This is a genomic window from Pseudomonas sp. SK, from assembly GCF_012975065.1.
GTDB classification, from domain to species: domain Bacteria; phylum Pseudomonadota; class Gammaproteobacteria; order Pseudomonadales; family Pseudomonadaceae; genus Aquipseudomonas; species Aquipseudomonas anuradhapurensis.
The window spans coordinates 449,098-473,082 of sequence record NZ_CP051857.1 but is presented as its reverse complement, the minus strand read 5'-3'; the positions used below and the strand labels follow the sequence as shown (position 1 = coordinate 473,082).

The following is a 23,985-nucleotide window of genomic DNA, read 5'->3' as shown; positions in this document are numbered from 1 at the left end:
TCGCGGCTGAAGCCGCTCCTACAAGTGCCGCGCAGGCTTTTACAGGCCGCGCCGCTTGCGGATCAAGGCATAGGCCTGGTGCAACTCGCGGGTGCGCTCGGTGGCTTCACGCAGCTGTGCCTCGCTCGCCCCCGTGCCCGCCAGCTTGTCCGGATGGTGGCGGCTGACCAGCCGCCGATAGGCCTGCTTGATCTTGTCGCCTTCGGTGTCCGCCTCGACCGCCAGCAGCCGCAGCGCAGCCGCGTAGGTCATCGGTACCTCACGGGCACCGGCAGCCCTGCGCGGCTCGTACTCCAGCGACATGGCCTGGACCTGGCGCCTGCTCAGGCCCAGTTTGTGCCCCCATTCCAGCAGCAACTCGCGCTCCTTGTTGCCCATCTTGCCGTCGGCCCAGACCATGCGCCAACAGGCCCGCAGGGTGCCTTCCGCCGCATGTGGCTGCTGGCGGATACGCCGCAAGTGCCCACCCAGCCGGTCCTTGCCCGCCTTGCCGCGATTGAACGCGGCAATCGCACGCAGCCGGGCTTCTTCGGCCAGGTCCAGGCGCACCATTTCCTGACGCGCCTGCTGGATATGCTGCTCGGCCACCCGGCCATCGCACTTGGCCAGGCGACCGAGCATCACGAACAGCAACTCGTCATCCTGCAAGGCCGGGCGCCCGCCCAGGCGTTCGCGCAGGTCTTCCCAGCCCTGCAAACGCAGGCGGCGGTCAATGAACTGACCGAGCAATGCGCCGAGCAAGGCACCGGGGATGCTGGCAACGGCAAAGCCGGCACCGGCGCCAATCACCGTGCTTGGCCACCACATGTCAGGCACGCTCGCCGATCAGGCGTTCGGCTTCGGCCAAGCGCTCGAGGGTACCCACATCCACCCAGTGCCCGCGGTAGTGTTCGCCACTCACCTGCCCTGCTGCCATGGCCTGGCGCAGCAGCGGCGCGAGCTTGAAGGCACCCGGCTGGCAGCCCTCGAACAGCGCCGGGTGCAACACCGAGAGGCCGCTGAACGTCAGCGTGCCAGGGGCGTCATCACCATCCACCACCTTGCCGCCCACCAGGCGGAAATCGCCACGGCCATGGTGGCCCGGGTTGTCGACCAGCACCAGGTGGGCCAGGCCTTGCACGGGAGCCTGCAGGTGCTTGAAGTCATAGTCGGTCCAGACATCGCCGTTGACCAGCAGGAACGGCGCGTCGCCCAGCAGTGGCAAGGCCTTGAAGATGCCACCGCCGGTTTCCAGCGGCTCGCCTTCCGGCGAATAGCGGATGCTCAGGCCGAAGCGACTGCCATCACCGAGGTGGTCTTCGATCTGCTGGCCAAGCCAGGCATGGTTGATCACCACCTCGTTGACGCCCGCCGCCGCCAGGGCGCGCAAGTGATACTCGATCAGGGGCTGACCCGCGACCGGGACCAACGGTTTGGGTGTATGCAGGGTCAGCGGGCGCATGCGCTCGCCTTTCCCTGCCGCCAGGATCATTGCCTTCATGCACGCGCTCCGGCCTGCAACTCGGCAATCAGTTCGCCCAGCTCCGCCAATTCGGGCCGGCGACCGATCACTTCTTCTATATAGGCGAAGAAACGCGGCACGTCGCCCAGGTAGCGGGGTTTGCCATCGCGGTGGCAGATACGGGCAAAGATGCCGATCACCTTCAGGTGGCGCTGCACACCCATCAGGTCGCTGGCGCGCTGGAATGCCTCGAAGTCAGCCTGCACTGGAATGCCGACAGCCCGTGCCTGCTGCCAGTAATCACGCAGCCAGCCCTCGACCCGCGCCTGCGGCCAGCTGATGAAGGCGTCCTTGAACAGGCAGGTGATGTCGTAGGTGACCGGGCCATACACCGCGTCCTGGAAGTCCAGCACGCCGGGGTTGGGCGTGCTCTGCATCAGGTTGCGCGGCATGTAGTCGCGGTGCACCAGCACCTTGGGCTGGGCCAGGGCACTGTCGATCAGCAGCTGGCTGACCCGCTGCCAGGTGGCTTGCTGGGCATCATTGAAGGCCAGGCCAAGCTCACGCCCCACGTACCATTCGGGGAACAGCTCCACTTCGCGGCGCAACAAGGCGTCGTCGTAGCTGGGCAGCGCTGCGTCCATCGGCAGGCGCTGGAAAGCCAGCAAGGCGTCGATGGCGTCGGCGAACAGGCTGTCGGCGTTGTCGGCATCGATGATGTCGAGGTAGGTCTGGTGGCCCAGGTCGCCCAGCAGCAGGAAGCCGCGCTCCAGGTCCTGGGCGTGAATCAGCGGCACGTGCACGTCGGCGCTGGCCAGCAGGTGGTCAATGGCGACGAACGGTCGGCAATTCTCCTGTGGCGGGGGCGCATCCATGATCACGAAGCTGTGCCCAGCGCCCTGCCAGCGGAAATACCGACGGAAGCTGGCGTCGCTGCTGGCCGCGGTCAGGCTGCCTGCGGGCACTTCGCCCCAGGCGTTTCTGTGGAAAAGATCATTGAGCTGCTCATCGAGCCAGACCGTCAGTTGTTGCAGGCGTACATCGTGTTCAGGCATTACAAGGGTCTCCGACGGCCCTAGCCGTCAAGCGGGTCATGCTTTATTATCCAGCATCTTTTTCAGACCATCGAGAGGCGTGCGGCCCCACACGCGGGCAGATGGCACGCAGGAAGCCCGGACTAATAAGATGGCATTGAAATCCCCCGCGTTTCGTAGAAAGTTTCCGTTGCTGGTAACCGGCGGTCTGCTGGCCCTGCAACCTCTGGCCACGTCGTACGTGGTGGCAGCCGAACAGTTCGACTGCCAAGTGTCCGCCTCCGGTGGTTGGGACTGCAAGCCCAAGACCCCAGTCAACAACCTGCCACCGCGCCCGGTGCATGAGGGTGCTGCCGTCAGCGCCGGCACCGAAGCCGCGAACGAAGGCGAAACTGCGGACCGGCCGATGCTGGTCACCGAGGCCAAGGGCCGCGCCCTGAAGTCGCGCAGCGAAGACTACAGCCACCTGGACTGGGTACCGCGAGAAAAGCTCACTGCCGCGCAGCTGGCCGAAACCGGCCCGTACTGTGGTGGCGCGTACATCGAGCCAACCCGCCCGGGCATGGCCGACACCACGCCGAAGGACGAGTCGCCGACCTACATCAACGCCAAGGTATCCAAGTACCAGCAGGAGCAGCAGATCGCTACCCTCGCCGGTGACGTGGTGATGCGCCAGGGCAGCATGCAGGCCGAGGCCGACGAGGCCAACCTCTATCAGACCGAAAACCGTGGCGAGCTCAAGGGCAACGTCAAGATCCGTGACAACGGTTCGCTGGTAGTCGGTGACGAGGCGCAGATCCAGCTCGACACTGGCGAAGCCCAGGTCGACAACGCCGAATACGTGATGCACAAGTCGCACATCCGCGGCAGCGCCCTGTACGCCAAGCGTGGCGAAAACGCCATCATCCGCCTCAAGGACGGTACGTACACCACTTGCGAACCGGGCAGCAACGCCTGGCAGCTGAAGGGCAACAACATCACCCTGAACCCGGCCACCGGCTTCGGTACCGCGACCAACGTCACGCTGCGGGTCAAGGATTTCCCGGTGTTCTACACACCGTACATCTACTTCCCGATCGACGACCGTCGCCAGTCCGGCTTCCTGCCGCCATCGTTCAGCAGCACCAGCGACACCGGCTTCATGCTGGTCACGCCGTACTACTTCAACCTGGCGCCGAACTACGACGCCACGTTGTACCCGCGCTACATGACCAAGCGCGGCCTGCTGATGGAAGGCGAGTTCCGCTACCTGACGCCTTCCAGCGAAGGCCAGTTCGGTGGTGCGTACCTCAACGACAAGAACGACGACCGCAAAGACCAGACTGACTACAAAGAACAGCGCTGGATGGTCAACTGGCAGCACAAGGGCGGGCTGGACGAGCGCCTGATGACCGAGGTGGACTACACCGACATCAGCGATCCGTTCTACTTCCAGGACCTGGAAACCGACCAGATTGGTGTTGAGTCGAAAGATTTGCTCAATCAGCGGGGCACACTGACCTACCGTGGCGATAGCTACCAGGCCCGCCTGAATTTGCACGCCTATGAGATGGCCACCATCTCCAAGATAACTCCTTATAATCGCCTGCCGCAGATTACATTCAATGGCAAGCTTCCTTATGAGCCTAGCGGACTCAACATTGGCTACGAAACCGAGGCAGTGCGCTTCGAACGTGACCTGAAAGATGATTTCGTATTTGATGAAGACGGCAACCCCGACTTCTCAGCAGGTGCGGCAGGTCGTCGCCTGGATCAGAACGTACGGGGCATTGCTCGCGCCAACGGCAACCGCTTCAACGTTGCTCCATCTATCAGCCTGCCAATGGAAGCCAGTTATGGCTACCTCACCCCTAAGCTCAAGTATGCGTACACTCACTACGATCTGGATCTGGACAGCGAGGGTAAAGCTCAGGCAATCGCGCAATCCGCCAATCCTGCGTACGGTAGCTACAACAGCTCGCTGAATCGCGACATACCAATCTTCAGTGTGGACAGCGGACTGTACTTCGACCGTAATACGTCTTTGTTCGGCACCAACTACAAGCAAACCCTCGAGCCACGCCTGTTCTATCTCTACGTCCCTTACGAGGACCAGAAGGACATTCCACTGTTCGCCACGGGTGAAACCCTGTTCAGCTACGACTCACTGTTCCGTGACAATCGCTTCAGCGGCATAGACCGCATCGGTGACGAGAACAAGCTGTCGCTGGGCGTGACCACCCGCTGGATCGAAGAGAACGGTTTCGAACGCCAGAACTTCAGCATCGGCCAGGCGTACTACTTCAAGGATCGCAAAGTCCAGCTGCCGGGTATCGACTACCGCACCCGCGCCGACTCGCAGTCCGACGTGTCGCCTTACGCGCTGCTGTACAACTACTACTTCAACCGCGACTGGCGCTTCAATTCGGCCTACAACTGGGACCCGGACACTCGCAGCCCACGCTCGGGCAGCGCGATGTTCCACTACCAGCCTGAAGACAACCCGAACAAGGTGGTCAACCTCGGTTATCGCTACCGTAACGACACCATCGCCTACGACTCCGCGACCGGTACCTGGAAAGTGGGCGGCGGCGATTACGGCACCCCAGGCAGTCCCAACTACATCAAGGACTACTACAAGATCCAGCAGCATGACTTCTCGGTCATCTGGCCGATTGTTCCGCAGTGGAGCGTCATCGCGCGCTGGCAGCATGACTACAACCGCAACCGCACCCTGGAAGCCATGGGTGGTTTCGAGTACGACAACTGCTGCTGGAAGCTGCGCCTGATCAACCGTTACTGGATCGACTACGACGACTTCAGCCAGGCGCTTCCGCAGAACGAGAAAGGCGACCATGGCATCTTCCTTCAGATCGTCCTGAAGGGCCTCGGTGGTGTAGTCGGCAACAAGGTCGAATCTTTCCTCGACCAAGGCATTCAAGGTTACCGTGAACGTGAAGACCAAGCTTATTGATCGACTGCGCCCAGCGTTGCTGGGCGTCGCATTGCTGAGTGGCGCGGTGCATGCCGCGGTACAACCTCTTGATCGCGTGGTGGCCATCGTCGACAACGACGTGGTCATGCAAAGCCAGCTCGACCAGCGCGTCCGCGAAGTTCAGCAAACCATCGCCAAGCGCGGTGGCGGCATGCCGCCTGCCGGCGCGCTGGACCAGCAGGTACTGGAGCGCCTGATCGTCGAGAACCTGCAATTGCAGATCGGCGAACGCTCCGGCATCCGCATCACCGATGAAGAACTGAACCAGGCGATCGGCACCATTGCCCAGCGCAATGGCATGTCGCTGGACCAGTTCCGTGCCGCCCTGGCCCGCGACGGCCTGTCGTTCGACGACGCCCGCGAGCAGGTCAAGCGCGAGATGATCATCAGCCGCGTGCGCCAGCGTCGTGTGGCCGAACGCATCCAGGTGTCCGAGCAGGAAGTGAAGAACTTCCTCAACTCCGACCTGGGCAAGATGCAGATGTCGGAAGAGTACCGCCTGGCCAACATCCTGATCCCGACGCCGGAAGCGGCCAGCTCGGACGATATCCAGAAGGCTGCACGCAAGGTCGGTGACCTGTACCAGCAACTGCGCCAGGGCGCCGATTTCGGCCAGATGGCGATTGCCCACTCGGCCAGCGAAAACGCCCTGGAAGGCGGTGAGATGGGTTGGCGCAAAGCCGGCCAGCTGCCACCGGACTTCGCCAAGATGCTCAGCAGCATGCCGGTTGGTGAAATCACCCAGCCGATCCGCATCCCCAACGGCTTCATCATCCTCAAGCTCGAGGAGAAGCGCGGCGGCAGCGAGAACGTGCTGCGTGACGAAGTGCACGTACGCCATATCCTGATCAAGCCGAGCGAAATCCGCAGCGAAGCGGCCACCGAACAACTGGCCGAGCGCCTGTACGAGCGCATCAAGAACGGCGAGGACTTCGGCGAACTGGCGAAGAGCTTCTCGGAAGACCCGGGTTCCGCGCTCAACGGTGGCGACCTCAACTGGGTCGACCCGAACAGCCTGGTACCGGAGTTCCGCGAGCAGATGGCCAACGCCACCCAAGGCGAAGTCACCCGTCCGTTCAAGACCCAGTACGGCTGGCATGTCCTCGAAGTGCTGGGCCGCCGCGCCACCGACAGCACCGAGCAGGCGCGTGAACAGCAAGCCATGAACGTGCTGCGCAACCGCAAGTACGACGAAGAGCTGCAAACCTGGCTGCGCCAGATTCGCGACGAAGCCTACGTCGAAATCAAGCTGCCTGGCGCTGACCAGGCCGCCCCGTGAAGCCCCTGCGCTTCGCCGTCACCCCCGGCGAGCCAGCCGGCATAGGTCCCGACCTGTGCCTGCTGCTCGCTGCAGACGCCCAGCCCCACCCCCTGATCGCCATTACCAGCCGTGACCTGCTCGCCGAGCGGGCCACGCAGCTGGGGCTGGCCGTCAAGCTGTTGCCGGTAGCGCCGGGCCAATGGCCCGAGCAGCCGGCACCGGCGGGTAGCCTGTACGTATGGGACACGCCCCTGGCGGCCCCGGTAATCCCGGGCCAGCTGGACAAGGCCAATGCCGCGTTCGTGCTGCAAACCCTGACCCGCGCCGGGCAAGGCTGCCTGGACGGGCACTTCGCCGGGATGATCACCGCACCTGTGCACAAGGGTGTCATCAACGAAAGCGGCATCGCCTTTTCCGGGCATACCGAATTCCTCGCCGAACTGACCCACACCGCGCAAGTGGTGATGATGCTGGCCACCCACGGCCTGCGCGTCGCCCTGGTGACCACGCACCTGCCGCTGCGCGACATTGCCGACGCCATCACTGCCGAACGCGTCGAACGCGTGACCCGCATCCTGCATGCAGACATGCGTGACAAGTTCGGCATTGCCAACCCGCGCATCCTGGTGTGCGGCCTCAACCCGCATGCGGGTGAAGGTGGCCACCTGGGCCGCGAGGAAATCGACATCATCGAGCCGACCCTGGCCCGCCTGCGCACCGAGGGCATGGACCTGCGCGGGCCGCTGCCGGCTGATACTTTGTTTACCCCCAAATATCTGGAGCACTGCGATGCGGTGCTGGCGATGTATCACGACCAGGGCCTGCCGGTACTCAAGTACAAAGGCTTTGGCGCAGCCGTGAACGTTACCCTGGGCCTGCCGATCATCCGCACTTCGGTTGACCACGGCACCGCCCTGGACCTTGCCGCTACCGGCAAGGTCGACACCGGCAGCCTGCGCGTCGCGCTGGACACCGCCTACCAGATGGCCGAGAACCGACCATGAACGAGCAATACCAACACCGGGCGCGCAAGCGCTTCGGCCAGAACTTCCTGCACGACGCCGGCATCATCGACCGCATCTTGCGTGCCATCAACGCCAAGGCTGGTGAACACCTGCTGGAAATCGGCCCTGGCCAGGGTGCCCTGACCGAAGGCCTGCTGGGCAGCGGCGCACAGCTGGACGTGGTGGAACTGGACAAGGACCTGGTGCCGATCCTGCAGCACAAGTTCGCCGACCGCAGCAACTTCCGCCTGCACCAGGGCGACGCCCTGAAGTTCGACTTCAACCAGCTGGGCGTGCCAGCGCGCAGCCTGAAGGTAGTAGGCAACCTGCCCTACAACATTTCCACCCCGCTGATCTTCCACCTGCTCAGCCACGCCGGGCTGATCCGCGACATGCATTTCATGTTGCAGAAGGAAGTGGTCGAGCGCATGGCCGCCGGCCCTGGCGGTGGCGACTGGGGGCGTTTGTCGATCATGGTGCAGTACCACTGCCGCGTCGAACACCTGTTCAACGTTGGCCCTGGCGCCTTCAACCCACCGCCGAAAGTGGACTCGGCCATCGTTCGCCTGGTGCCGCACGAGGTGTTGCCACATCCGGCCAAGGATGCACAACTGCTGGAGCGCGTGGTACGCGAGGCGTTCAACCAGCGCCGCAAGACCCTGCGCAATACCATGAAAGGCCTGCTCGACAGCGCAGCCATCGAGGCTGCGGGTGTGGACGGCAGCCTGCGCCCTGAACAGCTGGACCTGGCGGCCTTCGTGCGCCTGGCTGACCAACTGGCCGACCAGCAGGCCTGACCGCCTGGATCGGCCTTTTCGCGGGCACGCCCGCGAAGAGGCCGGTACCGACTATAGATATCCCCAAGCCGCCACACCGCTGGCCCTCCCCCCGCTCAATGGCCTAGACTGCATTACTGCGTCAGTTTTCCCAAGGCCCTTGCATGTCCGACCCCCGCTATCAGATCGACGTCAGCGTCGTGACCCGCTACCTCAAAGAACAATCCGACCCCGAAAACAGTCGTTTCGCTTTCGCCTACACCATCACCGTGCAGAATAACGGCTCGCTCAATGCCAAGCTGCTGTCGCGCCACTGGCTGATCACCAACGGTGACGGCGAGGTCGAGGAAGTACGCGGTGCCGGCGTTATCGGCCAGCAGCCCAACATCGCCCCCGGCCAGAGCCACACCTACAGCAGCGGCGCCGTCATCAGCACCCGCGTAGGCACCATGCAGGGCAGCTACCAGATGTTCGCCGAAGACGGCAAGCGCTTCGATGCCCAGATCGCCCCCTTCCGCCTGGCGGTGCCCGGGGCGCTGCACTGATGGCTACCTACGCTGTCGGAGATCTGCAGGGCTGCCTGCAACCACTCAAGTGCCTGCTCGAACGCGTCAGTTTCGACCCCGCCGTCGACCGCCTGTGGCTGGTTGGCGACCTGGTCAACCGTGGCCCCGAGTCGCTGGAAACCCTGCGTTTCCTTTATTCGATCCGCCAGTCGCTGGTCTGCGTGCTGGGCAACCATGACCTGCACCTGTTGGCCGTCTGGCATAACGTCGAGCGCCTGAAGAAAAGCGACACCCTGCGCGAAATCATCGAAGCGCCCGACGCCGACCAGCTGTTCGACTGGCTGCGCCAGCAAAAGCTGCTGCACTACGACGAGCCCCGCGGTATTGCCCTGGTCCACGCCGGTATTCCACCGCAATGGACCTTGGGCAAGGCCCTGGCCCTGGCCGGCGAAGTCGAAGAGGTGCTGCGCGACGACAGCCGCCTGAAGCAGTACCTGGACGGCATGTACGGCAACGAGCCGAACAAGTGGAGCAAGAACCTCTGCGGCGTCGAACGCCTGCGGGTGATCACCAACTACCTCACGCGCATGCGCTTCTGCACTGCCGAGGGCAAGCTCGACCTCAAGAGCAAGGAAGGCCTGGACACCGCCCCCAAAGGCTACAAGCCCTGGTTTGCCCACAAGGAGCGCCGCTCACGCCATGTGAAGATCATCTTCGGCCACTGGGCGGCCCTGCTGGGCCAGGTTGACGAACCCGGCATCATTGCCCTGGACACCGGCTGCGTATGGGGTGGCGCCATGACCCTGTACAACGTCGACAGCGGCGAATACCACCGCTGTGACTGTGCCGACGACGGCACCCTGCGCCAACCGGCACAACCCACTACACTCAACGACCACACCTGAAGGAAGTAGTACCCATGAGCGAATTCAAGCGCATCCCTCCCGAGCAGGCCTTGGAGCTTCGCAAGCAACCAGGTGCGGTGGTGGTCGACATTCGCGACCCCCAGGCTTTTGCCGCCGGCCACATTACCGGTGCCAAGCATCTGGATAACCATTCGGTCGCCGAGTTCATTCGCAACGCCGACCTCGATGCCCCGACCCTGGTGGTGTGCTACCACGGCAACTCCAGCCAGAGCGCCGCAGCCTACCTGGTCAACCAAGGGTTTTCCGACGTTTACAGCGTCGATGGCGGCTTCGAACTGTGGCGCGCCACCTACCCGGCCGAGACCGCCCAAGGCGCTGCCGAATAATTTTTTCATCTACACTGCAGCCCGCGCCCTGTGCGGGCTCGCGCCTTATCTGACGAACGGTCGTTCGCAACTTCTCCATCCCTCGCCCTTGACCTTGCGGATAACCAACTATTCTTAAGCGCAGGCCATCCAGAAAAAGGGGAGAGCCGGTACACCGGCGTGCGGGTCATCGGTAGCGTTACAGGGTGTTTGGGGGGTATACAGCAATCGGCAACCCCGGTTGCGTGCCAGCATCAGCTGACTGATCCGGCGTCGTCTCAACGTATCGAGCGAGGTGACGTCATGAGTATTTTTAGCCACTTCCAACAACGTTTCGAGTCAACGCGCCAGGAAGAATTAACGCTGCAGGAGTACCTCGAGCTGTGCAAAGAGGATCGCAGTGCCTACGCATCGGCGGCCGAACGCCTGTTGCTGGCCATCGGTGAGCCAGAGCTGATCGACACCTCTACCAACTCCAGGCTGTCGCGTATCTTCTCCAACAAGGTCATCCGGCGCTATCCGGCGTTTGCCGACTTCCATGGCATGGAAGAGTGCATCGACCAGATCGTGTCGTACTTCCGCCATGCCGCCCAAGGCCTGGAAGAGAAGAAACAGATCCTCTACCTGCTGGGCCCGGTGGGCGGCGGTAAATCGTCGCTGGCGGAAAAACTCAAGCAGCTGATGGAAAAGGTGCCGTTCTACGCCATCAAGGGCTCGCCGGTGTTCGAGTCGCCCCTGGGGCTGTTCAATGCCAGCGAAGACGGGGCGATTCTCGAGGAGGAATTCGGCATTCCGCGGCGCTACCTGAACACCATCATGTCGCCGTGGGCCACCAAGCGCCTGCAGGAATTCGGCGGTGACATCAGCAAGTTCAAGGTGGTCAAGCTGTACCCCTCGATCCTCAACCAGATCGCCATTGCCAAGACCGAACCGGGTGACGAGAACAACCAGGACATCTCGGCCCTGGTCGGCAAGGTGGATATCCGCAAGCTCGAGGAATTCCCGCAGAACGACGCCGACGCCTACAGCTATTCGGGCGCGCTGTGCCGGGCCAACCAGGGCCTGATGGAATTCGTGGAAATGTTCAAGGCACCGATCAAGGTCCTGCACCCGTTGCTCACTGCCACGCAGGAAGGCAACTACAACAGTACCGAAGGCCTCGGCGCCATCCCCTATTCCGGGATCCTCCTGGCCCACTCCAACGAATCGGAGTGGCACACCTTCCGCAACAACAAGAACAACGAGGCGTTCATCGACCGGATCTACATCGTCAAGGTGCCGTATTGCCTGCGCGTCAGCGATGAGATCAAGATCTACGACAAGTTGCTGGTCAACAGCTCGCTGGCCAAGGCCCACTGCGCCCCGGACACGCTGAAGATGCTGGCCCAGTTCACCGTGCTGTCGCGCCTGAAGGAGCCGGAAAACTCCAACATCTACTCGAAGATGCGGGTGTACGACGGGGAAAACCTCAAGGATACCGATCCAAAGGCCAAGTCGATCCAGGAATACCGCGATGCTGCGGGCGTCGACGAGGGCATGAACGGCCTGTCGACCCGCTTCGCCTTCAAGATCCTGTCCAAGGTGTTCAACTTCGACCCGCATGAAGTGGCCGCCAACCCGGTACACCTGCTGTATGTGCTGGAGCAGCAGATCGAGCAGGAACAGTTCCCTGCCGAAGTGCGCGAACGCTACCTGCGCTACCTCAAGGAGTACCTGGCACCGCGCTACATCGAGTTCATCGGCAAGGAGATCCAGACTGCGTACCTGGAGTCCTACAGCGAGTACGGGCAGAACATCTTTGACCGCTACGTGCTGTACGCCGACTTCTGGATCCAGGACCAGGAATACCGCGACCCGGAAACCGGCGAAATCCTCAACCGTATCGCCCTCAACGAAGAGCTGGAGAAGATCGAGAAGCCGGCCGGCATCAGCAACCCGAAAGATTTCCGCAACGAAATCGTCAACTTCGTGCTGCGTGCCCGGGCCAACAACAACGGCAAGAACCCGAGCTGGCTGAGCTACGAGAAGCTGCGGGTGGTGATCGAGAAGAAAATGTTCTCCAACACCGAGGACCTGCTGCCGGTCATCAGCTTCAACGCCAAGGCCAGCAAGGAGGACCAACAGAAACACAACGACTTCGTCACGCGCATGGTGGAGCGTGGCTACACCGACAAACAGGTTCGTCTGCTGTCGGAATGGTACCTGCGGGTCAGGAAATCGCAATAAAGCGGCAAGCTACAAGCCGCGAGCTCCAGGCTGCACGGCGCCGAGCGCAAGCCCGGCGCTGCAGCCTGCAGCAGCGGTGGCTGCTCTTTCCTGCAGCCTGAAGCTTGTGGCTTGCAGCTGCTCCAGCTACCGGAGGGACCATGAGCTACGTTATAGACCGACGCCTGAACGGCAAGAACAAGAGCACGGTCAACCGCCAGCGCTTTCTGCGGCGGTACCGCGAACACATCAAGAAAGCCGTCGAAGAGGCGGTGAGCCGCCGTTCCATCATGGACATGGAACATGGCGAGCAGATCAGCATACCGGGGCGCGACATCGACGAACCGGTGCTGCACCATGGCCGCGGGGGCAAGCAGACCATCGTGCACCCGGGCAACAAGGAATTCACCGCCGGCGAACACATCCCCAGGCCACAAGGAGGCGGGGGTGGTAGCGGGCGTGGCAAGGCCGGCAATTCCGGCGAGGGCATGGACGACTTCGTCTTCCAGATTACCCAGGAAGAGTTCCTCGAATTCATGTTCGAGGACCTCGAACTGCCCAACCTGGTCAAACGCCACCTGACCGGTGCCGACACCTTCAAGACCGTGCGCGCCGGTATCGCCAACGAAGGCAACCCGTCGCGCATCAACATCGTGCGCACCCTGCGCTCGGCCCACGCCCGGCGCATCGCCCTGACCGGCAGCAGCCGTGCCCTGCTACGCGAAGCGCAGAAGGAACTGGCCCGCCTGAAGATCGAGGAACCGGACAACTTCAGCGATATCCAGGAAGTCGAACAGGAAATCGAACGCCTGAAGGCCCGCATCAACCGCCTGCCCTTCCTCGACACCTTCGACCTCAAGTACAACCTGCTGGTCAAGCAGCCCAACCCCAGCTCCAAGGCGGTCATGTTCTGCCTGATGGACGTGTCCGGGTCGATGACCCAGGCCACCAAGGACATTGCCAAACGCTTCTTCATACTCCTGTACCTGTTCCTCAAGCGTAACTACGACCGCATCGAGGTGGTATTCATCCGCCACCACACCAGCGCTCGTGAAGTCGACGAGGAAGAATTCTTCTATTCGCGGGAAACCGGCGGCACCATCGTTTCCAGCGCGCTCAAGCTGATGCAGGAAATCATGGCCGAGCGCTACCCGGCCAGCGACTGGAACATCTACGCCGCCCAGGCCTCGGACGGCGACAACTGGAACGACGACTCGCCGATCTGCCGCGACATCCTGTCCAAGCAGATCATGCCGCATGTGCAGTACTACACTTACGTCGAAATCACCCCACGTGAGCACCAGGCGCTGTGGTACGAATACGAGCGCATCGGCGAAGCCTTCCCCGACACGTTCGCCCAGCAGCAGTTGGTATCGGCCGGCGACATCTACCCGGTCTTCCGTGAACTCTTCCAGCGCAGGTTAGCCACATGACCGCCAGAGCACAGAGACGCCAACCCATTTCCACCGGGTCCGAGTGGACGTTCGAACTGATCCAGACCTACGACCGGGAAATCAGCCGCCTGGCCGAGCGTTACGCCCTGGACACCTACCCCAACCAGATAGAGGTGATTACCGCCGAGCAGATGATGGACGCCTATGCCTCGGTCGGCATGCCACTGGGCTATCACCACTGGTCCTATGGCAAACAGTTCCTCAGCACGGAAAAGTCCTACAGCCGGGGCCAGATGGGCCTGGCCTACGAAATCGTGATCAACTCCGACCCGTGCATCGCCTACCTGATGGAAGAGAACACCATGTGCATGCAGGCACTGGTGATCGCCCATGCCTGCTACGGCCATAACAGTTTCTTCAAGGGCAACTACCTGTTCCGCACCTGGACCGACGCCAGCTCGATCATCGACTACCTGGTGTTCGCCAAGCAGTACATCGCCCAGTGCGAGGAACGCCACGGCATCGATGCCGTGGAGGACCTGATCGACTCCTGCCATGCGCTGATGAACTATGGCGTCGACCGCTACAAGCGCCCTTACCCGATTTCCGCCGAAGAGGAACGGCGCCGGCAGAAAGAACGCGAGGAGCACCTGCAACGGCAGATCAACGACCTGTGGCGGACCATCCCGAAAAGCGCTGACAAGGGCAACGAGCGCGATGATGCGCGCTTCCCCGCCGAACCACAGGAAAACATCCTGTATTTCATCGAGAAGAACGCCCCGCTACTGGAGCCATGGCAGCGTGAAGTGGTACGCATCGTGCGCAAGATTGCCCAGTACTTCTACCCGCAGCGCCAGACTCAGGTGATGAACGAAGGCTGGGCGACGTTCTGGCATTACACCTTGATGAACGACCTGTACGACGAGGGCCTGATCACCGAAGGCTTCATGATGGAGTTCCTGCAGTCGCACACCAGCGTGGTGTTCCAGCCTGGCTTCGACAGCCCGTACTACAACGGCATCAACCCGTACGCGCTGGGCTTTGCGATGTATACCGACATCCGCCGCATGTGCGAAAACCCGACCGAAGAAGATCGCCGCTGGTTCCCCGACATTGCCGGCAGTGACTGGCTTTCTACCATCAAGTTCGCCATGAGCAGCTTCAAGGACGAGAGCTTCATCCTGCAGTACCTGTCACCCAAGGTGATGCGTGACCTCAAGCTGTTCAGCATTCTCGATGATGACCAGCGCGACGACCTGCTGGTGCCCGCCATTCATGACGAGGCCGGCTACCGAATCATTCGCGAGCAACTGGCGGCGCAATACAACCTGGGCAACCGCGAACCGAACGTGCAGATCTGGAGCGTCGATCGCCGCGGCGACCGCTCGCTGACCCTGCGCCACCAACAACACAACCGTAAACCGCTGGGCGACTCCACCGATGAAGTGCTCAAGCACCTGCATCGCCTGTGGGGCTTCGACATCCACCTGGAGACCGTGCAGGGCGACCAGGTAATGAAGACCCACCACATGCCACCGCGCGGCGAGCACGGCGAAAACGCCGACTACGGGCGCATGGACCTGGCCGTCATCCACCACCTCTGATGCAACGCCATGGCTGTCGACAGGTTATCCTGTCGGCAGTTATGGAGAGTTGCACATGCACATCTACAAAGTCGGCGGCGCCGTGCGCGACCGCCTGCTCGGCCGCCCTGTGAGCGATATCGACTGGCTGGTGGTCGGCGCCACGGTCGAAGAAATGCACGCCAAGGGCTACCGCCCGGTCGGCGCCGACTTCCCGGTGTTCCTGCACCCGACCACCGGCGAGGAATACGCCCTCGCACGCACCGAGCGCAAGAGCGGACGTGGCTACGGTGGTTTCACCTTCCACGCCAGCCCCGAAGTGACGCTGGAAGAAGACCTCATACGCCGCGACCTGACCATCAATGCGATGGCTGAGGACGAAGCGGGCGTCTTGTACGACCCCTATCATGGCAAGAACGATCTCGATCAGCGCCTGTTACGCCACGTTTCCCCGGCATTTGCCGAAGATCCTTTGCGCGTGCTGCGCGTCGCGCGCTTCGCTGCCCGTTATGCACCGCTGGGTTTCCGGGTGGCCGAGGAAACCTTGGAGCTGATGCGCCAGATCAGTGCTTCGGGCGAGCTGCAGGCGCTGACGGCCGAACGCAGCTGGAAGGAAATCGAGCGGGCGCTGATGGAAGCGCAGCCGCAGGTGTTCTTCCAGATCCTGCAGGCCTGTGGCGCCCTGGCGGAGCTGCTGCCCGAGCTGGGAGAGCATACCCAGGCCATGCTGGCGCTGGAGCAGGCTGCACTGCATGACCAGGCCCTGCACCTACGCTGGGCCTGCCTGCTGCACAGGCTGGCTCCCGCTTCGATCAAAGCCGTCAACCAGCGCTTCAAGGCGCCGCGGGAATGCCAGGAGCTGGCGTTGCTGACCGGGGAGTGCCTGGCGCAAGGCAACCAGGCGCTGGCGTTGCCAGCGACGGCGTTGCTGGAGCTGTTACAGAAGTTCGATGTGTACCGGCGGCCGCAGCGGTTCGAGGACTTCCTGATCGCTTGCCAGATGATCGCACTGGGCGAGGGCAAAGTAGGTTATCCACAGGCCGATTACCTGCGAGGGGCAGCGGCCGCAGCGCGGGCGGTGGATGTGAAACCGCTGGTGCAGGCCGGGCTGACTGGGCAGGCACTGGGCGAAGCGCTCAAAGCTGAGCGGTTGAAAGCGCTTGAGACCTACCAGGTCGGTTGATCTCACCGACCTCATCGCGGGCACGCCCGCTCCCACAGAACAGTGTTTTACCTGTGGGAGCGGGCGTGCCCGCGAAAGGGCCGGTACAGGCTCAAGCCGGCGTCAGCTGCAACCCACGCCATTCAAAGGCAACCGGCGCCAGTACCTGGTCAATCCGCGCTTCCTGCCACAACTGCGCCATGCGCTTGCCCACCCCCGGATGCACCAGGTCGGGCGCCAGCAGCGCCAGCGGCCACAGCACGAAGGCATTCTTCAGAATCTCGGCACGGGGCAGCACCAGCCCATCGAACGTGCCCAGCAAGTCGTCATACATCAGCACATCGATATCCAGCGGCAGCCCCTTGCGGTCCGGTGCATAGCGGCCGTTGTCGGCCTCGATGAACTTCAACCGGCGGTCCAGCTCGATCAACGGCAGCGCCGTCTGCCCAGTCACCACGAAGTTGATGAACGGCCCGCTCTTGATACCCACCGCCTGGCTTTCGAACGCCGGCGAACAACGCATGTCGGTCAGGATGCCGGCCAGTGCATCGAGCCCGGCACACAGGTGCGCCTCGCGATCGATGTTGCTGCCAAGGCCCAGGTACACCGTGCTCAGAGACATCCGCGCTCGATCTCCACGCCAACACCACCACGGGCCGCAGGCACCGCACCCGGCTTGGTCAGCTTCAACCGCACCCATGGGATGTGGAACTCCTCCATCAGCGTTGCCACCAGGCGCTCGGCAAAGGTTTCCACCAGTTCGAAACGGGCCTGCTCGGCAAACGCCTGGATACGCGCCGACACACTGGCGTAATCCAGCGCCAGGCTCAGGTCGTCACCGGCCGCAGCCGGGCGGTTGTCCCAGGCGAAGCTCAGGTCCAGGCGCAAGCACTGGCGAATATCCCGCTCCCAGTCATAGGCACCGATGACGGTATCGACTTCCAGGCCTTCGATGAACACTCTGTCCAAGCACTTCTCTCCACAGCACGACAAGGGCGACTGGCGCCGTTAGAATCAGGGCGTCCTCGCCCGGAATAGTTAGCATGTTTTGGTTACTGGCGCTGCTCGCCTACCTGCTCGGCTCGCTGTCCTTCGCCATCGTCCTAAGCCGCCTTGCGGGCAGCCCGGACCCGCGTTCCAGCGGTTCAGGCAATGCCGGCGCCACCAACATGCTACGCCTGGCAGGCCGCAAGCTGGCGATCCTGACCCTGCTTGGCGACCTGTGCAAGGGCCTGTTGCCGGTATGGCTCGCCCGCCTTGCCGGGCTGGACCTGCACGCGCAGGCCTGGGTTGGCGTGTGCGCGGTGCTGGGCCATCTGTTTCCGCTGTACTTCCGCTTCCGTGGCGGCAAGGGCGTGGCGACTGCCGCCGGCATGCTCATGGCCCTGTACTTCCCGGCCGCACTGCTGGCCATCGGCGCCTGGCTGCTGACCTTCTACCTTACCCGCACCAGTTCGCTGGCGGCGCTGATCGCCACGCCGCTGACCTTGCCTCTGCTCGCCTGGCGCGAACCAGAGGCGCTGCTGCCGATCAGCGTGCTCACGCTGATGATCGTCTGGCGCCACCGCAACAACCTGCGCGACCTGTTCGCCGGGCGGGAACGGCATTTCTAGCCATCAGACCGGCGGCAACTGCTCCATCGGCCAGCGTGCCTGCACGCTGATGGCCAGGTCCTGCTGCTGCCCGGCCAACAACCGCTGGCAGCCAGCGTAGGCGATCATCGCGCCGTTGTCGGTGCAGAACTGCGGGCGCGCGTAGTACACGTTGCCCTTGATGCTGGCGAGCATGTCTTCGAGGGACGCCCGCAAGGCCTTGTTGGCGCTGACGCCACCGGCGATGACCAGGCGCTTGAGGCCGGTCTGCTTCAGCGCCCGCTTGCACTTGATGGTCAGAGTCTCCACCACCGCCTGCTGGAACGCCAGGGACAGGTCGCAACGGGTTTGTTCGTTGTCGTCACCAGCATCGCGGCACTGCTGCCAGGTGTTCAGGGCGAAGGTTTTCAGGCCGCTGAAGCTGAACTCCAGGCCCGGGCGGTCGGTCATCGGCCGCGGGAAGACGAAGCGCCCCGGCACACCGCGCTCGGCCAGGCGAGCGATTTCCGGGCCACCAGGGTAGTTCAGGCCGATCAGCTTGGCGGTCTTGTCGAACGCTTCGCCAGCGGCGTCGTCCAGGCTCTCGCCCAACAGCTCGTACTGGCCGATACCGTCGACGCGCACCAGCTGGGTGTGGCCACCCGAAACCAACAAGGCGACGAACGGAAACTCCGGCGGGTTCTGCTCCAGCATCGGTGCCAGCAGGTGGCCTTCCATATGGTGCACGCCAATCGCCGGGATATCCCAGGCAAAGGCCAGTGCCTGCGCACAGGACGCGCCCACCAGCAAGGCACCGACCAGGCCAGGGCCGGCGGTGTAGGCGATGGCGTCGATCTCGGTGGCGACGCAGCCGGCCTCGTCCAGCACCTGGCGGATGAGCGGCAGCATGCGCTTGACGTGGTCACGCGAGGCAAGCTCGGGCACCACACCGCCAAACACGCGGTGCAGGTCGATCTGGCTGAACAGTGCGTCGGCCAACAAACCACGCTCGCTGTCATATAATGCGACGCCGGTTTCGTCGCAGGATGTTTCCAATCCCAGTACTAGCATGGGCTCGTCCCTTGTGGGGGCTGAATTCGAAGCCGCGCATGATAGTCCTCGTGTCGGATGCCGACCAGCGGTTTTCGATCAGAGGCTTTGCATTCCGGCTTGCTAAGGGTTAACATCCGCAACCCTTGAAAACCGACGTTCTCCAGCACACCTTTGTTTTGCCAGGAGCACGTCTACCCCGGTAATGAATTAAGGTAGCCCTGGATGCCAGCCGTCAAAGTTAAAGAGAACGAACCCTTCGACGTAGCTCTGCGTCGTTTCAAGCGCTCCTGCGAAAAAGCCGGTGTACTGGCTGAAGTTCGTAGCCGCGAGTTTTACGAGAAGCCGACCGCCGAGCGTAAGCGCAAAGCAGCTGCTGCTGTTAAGCGTCACGCCAAGAAAGTTCAGCGCGAACAGCGCCGCGCCGTTCGCCTGTACTAATACAGGCGTTCTACGCAAAGCTTCTGCCCTGCCCGGCTAACCGCCGGGCGATGGCAGTGGTCGCTTCAAACTTGAGCAGCTAGCTCAAGGCCCTGCACAAGCTTCTTGCGAACTGCACATGGGCAACCTGCCTGAAACGTCAGAGCTGGTCCTCCTTGTTGTATGACCAGACGTGCACGTCCGACTGACGGGCCCCACCGGGCTGGCGACGAGCACATTTTCCCTCGTACTTCTCCAAGCGGCACCCGCCCCATTCGGCGTGTGAGCGATTAGACTTGCCAGTTGCCAGATGACGAGACTGCCATGGCCGGGCTGATTCCCCAGAGTTTCATTGACGACCTGATCAACCGCCTCGACATCGTCGACGTGGTGAGTTCGCGCGTCCAGCTGAAAAAGACCGGCAAGAACTACTCCGCCTGCTGCCCGTTCCACAAGGAAAAGACCCCTTCCTTCACGGTCAGCCCCGACAAGCAGTTCTACTACTGCTTCGGCTGCGGTGCCGGTGGCAACGCCCTGGGCTTCGTCATGGACCACGACAACCTGGACTTCCCCCAGGCGGTCGAGGAACTGGCCCGCGCCGCTGGCATGGAAGTACCCCGCGAGCAAGGCCGCCGCGACCACAAACCGCGCCAGCCCACCGATTCGCCGCTGTACCCGTTGCTGGACGCCGCTTCGGAGTTCTACCGCCAGGCCCTGCGCAGCCACCCGACCCGCAAGGCGGCGGTGGACTACCTCAAGGGCCGCGGCCTGTCCGGGGAAATCGCCCGCGACTTCGGCCTGGGCTTCGCCCCGCCAGGCTGGGACAACCTGCTCAAGCACCTGGGTGCCGACAGCCTGCAGCAGAAGGTGATGATCGACGCCGGCCTGCTGATCGAGAACGCCGAAAGCGGCAAGCGCTACGACCGCTTCCGCGACCGGGTGATGTTCCCGATCCGTGACAGCCGTGGGCGCATCATCGCCTTCGGTGGCCGGGTGCTCGGCGACGACAAGCCGAAGTACCTGAACTCCCCGGAAACCCCGGTGTTCCACAAGGGCCAGGAACTGTACGGCCTGTACGAGGCACGCAAGCACAACCGCAACCTCGACGAGATCATCGTCGTCGAGGGCTACATGGACGTCATCGCCCTGGCCCAGCAGGGCTTGCGCAACGCCGTGGCCACCCTTGGCACCGCCACCAGCGAAGAGCACCTCAAGCGCCTGTTCCGCGTGGTGCCCAGCGTGCTGTTCTGCTTCGACGGTGACCAGGCCGGGCGCAAGGCCGCCTGGCGCGCCCTGGAGTCGACCCTGCCGAACCTGCAGGACGGCCGCCGTGCGCGCTTCCTGTTCCTGCCCGAAGGCGAAGACCCGGACAGCCTGGTGCGCGCCGAAGGCACCGATGCCTTCATGGCCCGCATCAACCAGCACGCCCAGCCGCTGGCCGACTACTTCTTCGAGCAACTGGGCGTGGAAGCCGACCCGCGCTCGCTGGAAGGCAAGGCGCACATGGCGACCCTGGCAGCACCGCTGATCGAAAAGATCCCCGGCGCCAACCTGCGCCAGCTGATGCGCAACCGCCTGCGCGAAATTACCGGCCTCGACCCGCAGCAGGTCGAGCAACTGGCGCAACACGCCCCGGCCCCCGGCAACGTGCCGGACTACGACCCTGGCTACGATTACGACGCCATGGCCAGCTACACCCCCGACTACGGCGACATGCCGCAGCACGACTACGCCCCTGCCCAGCAGGAACAGGCGTGGAAGCCGAACAAGGGCGCCGGCAAGAAGCAATGGGGCGACAAGCCCTGGGACAAGAACCGCAAGGGCGGCAAACCCTGGCAACAACGTGACGAAGCGCCACCGCGCGTGCCGGCCCCGGTCGAGCCGCCAACCCTGGCCGCCCTGCGCACGCTGCTGCACCACCCGCTGCTGGCCGGCAAGGTGGAAGATGCCAGCCATTTTGCCGACGAAGAACACCTGTACAGCCAGCTGCTGGTGGCCCTGATCGAAGCCGCGCAGAAAAATCCTGGGCTAAGCTCAATGCAGTTGATCGCACGTTGGCACGGCACCGAACAGGGCCGCCTGCTACGGGCGCTGGCGGAAAAGGAATGGCTGATCGTGGCCGACAACCTTGAACAACAGTTTTTCGACACTATAACTAGCTTGTCCGCCCGCCAACGCGAGCGCAGCCTGGAACAACTGCTCAGGAAATCACGTCAAAGCGAATTGACCAGCGAGGAGAAATCCCAGCTCCTCGCCCTGCTGAGCCGGAATGTTCCCGCACAAACGCCGACCTCATCTGGCGCGTGAGGCCCATGCTCGGGTATAATCCTCGGCTTGTTTTTTGCCCGCCAAGACCTTCAGTGGATAGGGTGTTATGTCCGGAAAAGCGCAACAGCAGTCTCGTATCAAAGAGTTGATCACCCGCGGTCGTGAGCAGGGCTACCTGACTTACGCGGAGGTCAACGACCACCTGCCTGAGGATATTTCAGATCCGGAACAGGTGGAAGACATCATCCGCATGATCAACGACATGGGGATCAACGTATTCGAGAGTGCTCCGGATGCGGATGCCCTTCTGTTGGCGGAAGCCGACACCGACGAAGCTGCGGCCGAAGAAGCCGCTGCTGCGTTGGCGGCAGTTGAAACCGATATCGGCCGCACGACCGACCCGGTGCGCATGTACATGCGCGAAATGGGTACCGTCGAGCTGCTGACCCGCGAAGGCGAGATCGAAATCGCCAAGCGTATCGAGGAAGGCATCCGTGAAGTCATGGGCGCCATCGCCCACTTCCCGGGCACTGTCGACTACATTCTCGGCGAATATGACCGTGTCACCAGCGAAGGTGGCCGGCTGTCCGACGTTCTCAGCGGTTACATCGACCCTGACGACAACATCGCTGCACCGACCGAGGAAGTGCCGATCCCGGGCGCCAAGGCCGCGACCGCGAAGGAAGAGTCCGACGACGACGAGGAAGAATCCGAAAGCGGTGACGACGAGGAAGAGGCCGAGAGCGGCCCGGACCCGGAAGTCGCCCGCCAGCGTTTCGGCGCCGTCGCCGATCAACTGCAGGCCACCAACAAGGTCCTGAAGAAAAACGGTCGCGCCCACAAGGAAAGCATCGAGGCCCTGCAGGCCCTGGCCGACCTGTTCATGCCGATCAAGCTGGTACCCAAGCAGTTCGAGGTACTGGTAGAGCGTGTGCGTGACGCCCTGAACCGTCTGCGCCAGCAAGAACGCGCCATCATGCAGCTGTGCGTACGTGATGCGCGCATGCCGCGCGCCGACTTCCTGCGCATGTTCCCGGGCAACGAAACCGACCAGACCTGGAGCGGTGACCTGGCCAAGCGCAACACCAAGTGGGCTGCCGCCCTGGGTGAAAAGGACGCTGCCATTGTCGCTTGCCAGCAGAAGCTGATCGACCTTGAGAACGAAAGCGGCCTGACCGTTGCCGAGATCAAGGAAATCAACCGTCGCATGTCGATCGGTGAAGCCAAGGCCCGCCGCGCCAAGAAAGAAATGGTCGAGGCGAACCTGCGTCTGGTGATCTCCATCGCCAAGAAGTACACCAACCGTGGCCTGCAGTTCCTCGACCTGATCCAGGAAGGCAACATCGGCTTGATGAAAGCGGTGGACAAGTTCGAATACCGTCGCGGCTACAAGTTCTCGACCTACGCCACCTGGTGGATCCGTCAGGCGATTACCCGTTCGATCGCCGACCAGGCACGCACCATCCGTATTCCGGTGCACATGATCGAGACGATCAACAAGCTCAACCGTATTTCCCGCCAGATGCTGCAGGAAATGGGTCGCGAACCGACCCCGGAAGAACTTGGCGAGCGCATGGAAATGCCTGAGGACAAGATCCGCAAGGTACTGAAGATCGCCAAAGAGCCGATCTCCATGGAAACCCCGATCGGTGACGACGAAGATTCGCACCTGGGCGACTTCATCGAGGACTCGACCATGCAGTCCCCGATCGATGTGGCCACGGTCGAAAGCCTCAAGGAAGCCACTCGCGACGTGCTCTCCGGCCTCACCGCGCGTGAAGCCAAGGTACTGCGCATGCGCTTCGGTATCGACATGAACACCGACCATACCCTTGAAGAGGTAGGCAAGCAGTTCGACGTGACCCGTGAGCGGATCCGTCAGATCGAAGCGAAGGCGTTGCGCAAACTGCGCCACCCGACTCGCAGCGAGCACCTGCGCTCCTTCCTCGACGAGTGATGACAAACCCCGGCCCAGGCCGGGGTTTTTCTTTCCGCCCTGTGCAACCTGCCACTCCCGCATGGATCGTGCAGGCCTGCACGAAAGACTCCACCTTCCACCCAACACCAGCAGCAATGCCCGTCTACACTCGACTTCAGTCCCCCTG

The 23,985-nt window shown here is 62.7% G+C and carries 21 protein-coding genes; 15 read left to right on the top strand and 6 right to left on the bottom strand.

From position 1 onward, the window contains the following. Positions 1 to 39 precede the first annotated feature (39 nt). The 3 genes from HG549_RS02055 to HG549_RS02045 are packed head-to-tail and all read right to left on the bottom strand — an operon-like array spanning position 40 to position 2,496. Entirely contained in the window at positions 40 to 807 is a 768-nt protein-coding gene (locus HG549_RS02055) for a TerB family tellurite resistance protein (RefSeq protein WP_170027958.1), read from the bottom strand. A 1-nt stretch (position 808) separates the two neighbouring features. Continuing rightward, positions 809 to 1,480, bottom strand: coding sequence for an N-acetylmuramate alpha-1-phosphate uridylyltransferase MurU (gene murU, locus HG549_RS02050; RefSeq protein ID WP_170027957.1), 672 nt, complete (start codon positions 1,478 to 1,480; stop codon positions 809 to 811). Further along, a complete protein-coding gene (locus HG549_RS02045) occupies positions 1,477 to 2,496 on the bottom strand; it encodes an aminoglycoside phosphotransferase family protein (protein ID WP_170027956.1) in 1,020 nt (339 codons plus the stop codon). The genes murU and HG549_RS02045 overlap by 4 nt, the downstream gene beginning before the upstream one ends. A 130-nt stretch (positions 2,497 to 2,626) precedes the next feature. On the opposite strand from HG549_RS02045, the gene HG549_RS02040 reads away from it, so the two are divergent. The 11 genes from HG549_RS02040 to HG549_RS01990 all read left to right on the top strand — a co-directional run bounded on the left by HG549_RS02040 (position 2,627) and on the right by HG549_RS01990 (position 16,592). After that, a complete protein-coding gene (locus tag HG549_RS02040; RefSeq protein ID WP_170027955.1) occupies positions 2,627 to 5,428 on the top strand; it encodes an LPS-assembly protein LptD in 2,802 nt (933 codons plus the stop codon). After that, complete coding sequence (surA, locus tag HG549_RS02035) at positions 5,409 to 6,728, top strand: peptidylprolyl isomerase SurA (protein WP_170027954.1); 1,320 nt, start codon at positions 5,409 to 5,411, stop codon at positions 6,726 to 6,728. The genes HG549_RS02040 and surA overlap by 20 nt, the downstream gene beginning before the upstream one ends. Further along, entirely contained in the window at positions 6,725 to 7,714 is a 990-nt protein-coding gene (pdxA, locus tag HG549_RS02030; RefSeq protein WP_170027953.1) for a 4-hydroxythreonine-4-phosphate dehydrogenase PdxA, read from the top strand. The genes surA and pdxA overlap by 4 nt, the downstream gene beginning before the upstream one ends. Continuing rightward, entirely contained in the window at positions 7,711 to 8,511 is an 801-nt protein-coding gene (rsmA, locus tag HG549_RS02025; protein ID WP_170027952.1) for a 16S rRNA (adenine(1518)-N(6)/adenine(1519)-N(6))-dimethyltransferase RsmA, read from the top strand. Before pdxA ends, rsmA begins: the two co-directional genes overlap by 4 nt. A gap of 143 nt (positions 8,512 to 8,654) precedes the next feature. Further along, a complete protein-coding gene (apaG, locus tag HG549_RS02020) occupies positions 8,655 to 9,035 on the top strand; it encodes a Co2+/Mg2+ efflux protein ApaG (protein ID WP_170027951.1) in 381 nt (126 codons plus the stop codon). Then, the gene (locus HG549_RS02015) at positions 9,035 to 9,901 is read left to right on the top strand and encodes a symmetrical bis(5'-nucleosyl)-tetraphosphatase (protein WP_170027950.1); all 867 of its coding nucleotides are present in this window, start codon (positions 9,035 to 9,037) and stop codon (positions 9,899 to 9,901) included. The genes apaG and HG549_RS02015 overlap by 1 nt, the downstream gene beginning before the upstream one ends. Positions 9,902 to 9,915: 14 nt before the next feature. Next, positions 9,916 to 10,248, top strand: coding sequence for a thiosulfate sulfurtransferase GlpE (gene glpE, locus HG549_RS02010; RefSeq protein ID WP_170027949.1), 333 nt, complete (start codon positions 9,916 to 9,918; stop codon positions 10,246 to 10,248). A 282-nt stretch (positions 10,249 to 10,530) separates the two neighbouring features. Beyond that, on the top strand, positions 10,531 to 12,453 hold the full coding sequence (locus HG549_RS02005) for a PrkA family serine protein kinase (RefSeq protein ID WP_170027948.1): 1,923 nt from the start codon (positions 10,531 to 10,533) through the stop codon (positions 12,451 to 12,453). 140 nt (positions 12,454 to 12,593) lie between these two features. Beyond that, positions 12,594 to 13,865, top strand: coding sequence for a YeaH/YhbH family protein (locus tag HG549_RS02000; protein ID WP_170027947.1), 1,272 nt, complete (start codon positions 12,594 to 12,596; stop codon positions 13,863 to 13,865). Beyond that, positions 13,862 to 15,430, top strand: a complete 1,569-nt coding sequence (locus tag HG549_RS01995) for a SpoVR family protein (protein WP_170027946.1) — start codon at positions 13,862 to 13,864, stop codon at positions 15,428 to 15,430. The genes HG549_RS02000 and HG549_RS01995 overlap by 4 nt, the downstream gene beginning before the upstream one ends. 55 nt (positions 15,431 to 15,485) lie before the next feature. Further along, positions 15,486 to 16,592: a multifunctional CCA tRNA nucleotidyl transferase/2'3'-cyclic phosphodiesterase/2'nucleotidase/phosphatase gene (locus tag HG549_RS01990; RefSeq protein ID WP_170027945.1), complete on the top strand. Its 1,107-nt coding sequence runs from the start codon at positions 15,486 to 15,488 to the stop codon at positions 16,590 to 16,592. Between the two features lie 91 nt (positions 16,593 to 16,683). Here the strand turns inward: HG549_RS01990 and folK are convergent, their stop codons facing one another. Both folK and folB read right to left on the bottom strand, forming a co-directional pair. Beyond that, positions 16,684 to 17,193, bottom strand: coding sequence for a 2-amino-4-hydroxy-6-hydroxymethyldihydropteridine diphosphokinase (folK, locus tag HG549_RS01985; RefSeq protein ID WP_170027944.1), 510 nt, complete (start codon positions 17,191 to 17,193; stop codon positions 16,684 to 16,686). Next, positions 17,184 to 17,540, bottom strand: coding sequence for a dihydroneopterin aldolase (folB, locus tag HG549_RS01980; protein ID WP_019471281.1), 357 nt, complete (start codon positions 17,538 to 17,540; stop codon positions 17,184 to 17,186). Before folB ends, folK begins: the two co-directional genes overlap by 10 nt. A 74-nt stretch (positions 17,541 to 17,614) precedes the next feature. On the opposite strand from folB, the gene plsY reads away from it, so the two are divergent. Further along, on the top strand, positions 17,615 to 18,184 hold the full coding sequence (gene plsY, locus HG549_RS01975; RefSeq protein WP_170027943.1) for a glycerol-3-phosphate 1-O-acyltransferase PlsY: 570 nt from the start codon (positions 17,615 to 17,617) through the stop codon (positions 18,182 to 18,184). 3 nt (positions 18,185 to 18,187) lie between these two features. On the opposite strand, the gene tsaD is transcribed toward plsY, so the two are convergent. Then, on the bottom strand, positions 18,188 to 19,213 hold the full coding sequence (tsaD, locus tag HG549_RS01970) for a tRNA (adenosine(37)-N6)-threonylcarbamoyltransferase complex transferase subunit TsaD (protein WP_170027942.1): 1,026 nt from the start codon (positions 19,211 to 19,213) through the stop codon (positions 18,188 to 18,190). 204 nt (positions 19,214 to 19,417) lie between these two features. Here tsaD and rpsU point away from each other — a divergent pair, with 204 nt between their 5' ends. The 3 genes from rpsU to rpoD all read left to right on the top strand — a co-directional run bounded on the left by rpsU (position 19,418) and on the right by rpoD (position 23,837). Next, positions 19,418 to 19,633 (top strand): 30S ribosomal protein S21, encoded by a 216-nt coding sequence (gene rpsU, locus HG549_RS01965; RefSeq protein ID WP_003255575.1) that lies wholly within the window; start codon positions 19,418 to 19,420, stop codon positions 19,631 to 19,633. Positions 19,634 to 19,936: 303 nt separating this feature from the next. Beyond that, positions 19,937 to 21,919 (top strand): DNA primase, encoded by a 1,983-nt coding sequence (gene dnaG, locus HG549_RS01960; RefSeq protein WP_170027941.1) that lies wholly within the window; start codon positions 19,937 to 19,939, stop codon positions 21,917 to 21,919. A 67-nt stretch (positions 21,920 to 21,986) separates the two neighbouring features. Beyond that, positions 21,987 to 23,837 carry an RNA polymerase sigma factor RpoD gene (gene rpoD, locus HG549_RS01955; RefSeq protein ID WP_170027940.1) on the top strand — a complete coding sequence of 617 codons (1,851 nt, stop codon included), beginning with the start codon at positions 21,987 to 21,989 and terminating at the stop codon, positions 23,835 to 23,837. Positions 23,838 to 23,985 lie beyond the last annotated feature (148 nt).